1 protein-coding gene is annotated in these 768 nt (G+C 51.0%); it reads right to left on the reverse strand.

What is annotated here, in order from left to right; genetic code table 11:
- Nucleotides 1-21 precede the first annotated feature (21 nt).
- A partial coding sequence (locus C5B91_RS21170; RefSeq protein WP_233547866.1) for a hypothetical protein occupies nt 22-768 on the reverse strand: 747 nt, incomplete at its 5' end.

A 768-nucleotide genomic window follows, 5' to 3' on the forward strand; every position in this document is an offset into this window, starting at 1 on the left:
AGAGTCAAGGACACGTCGACACTAGGTGCGGTTCATATCATCCAACACTGCCGAACAGATTTCCGCGTCCAACTCAGCGAGCCCCGCCGTCTTTCGGATAAATTCCTCTTCATCCTCTGACATAGAGTCTAAATATGCATTTTCGATGAAGTCGAGTGTGTCCTTTTCGGGGAGTTCAAAGGTGGTGTCATTACTAGCGGTCTCCCTGAGAAGACCGAGGTAGTAGGGATGGCCCTCCAGCTTCTCATAGACACCATCGACAGTTTCATCGTCTACATCTGGATACTCCTGACGGAGGTAGTTCGAAGTCTGCTCGCGTGAGAACGTTTCCAGGTGGACCGAATATTCAGCGTCGTCGTATGTGAGACGGCCTGCAGTGATTAGGTGGACGTTCTCTCCAAGATTGGAGGATAGTTCGCGAAGGAAGTCTCGTGTGACCTCGGAGTTGCCAAGTTTGTGGATATCGTCGACAAGAAAAATGAGGCGTTTGTACTCGCGGACCGATTCTGAGAGACTGGCTAACTTTCGAAGATGTCGAGCACGGTCATCAGTAGAGACTCCTGCACTTACAGGGCCTGCTCCAAGACTAAAACCGGTCACTTCGTTGAACAGGGTCCGGAGGGTTCCAACTGCGTCGCGGGCTTCGTAGAGAAGTTCTTGGGAGAGACTCGTCGTGGTGTAATCTTCACGAACGTAGAGTATGCGGGTCCTGTACCACTCAGAGAGCTCATCTTCCAAATCCATTAAGAAGGTACTCTTCCCGATACC

Origin of the sequence: Haloferax sp. Atlit-10N, from assembly GCF_003586325.1 — an archaeon.
Classification (GTDB): domain Archaea; phylum Halobacteriota; class Halobacteria; order Halobacteriales; family Haloferacaceae; genus Haloferax; species Haloferax prahovense.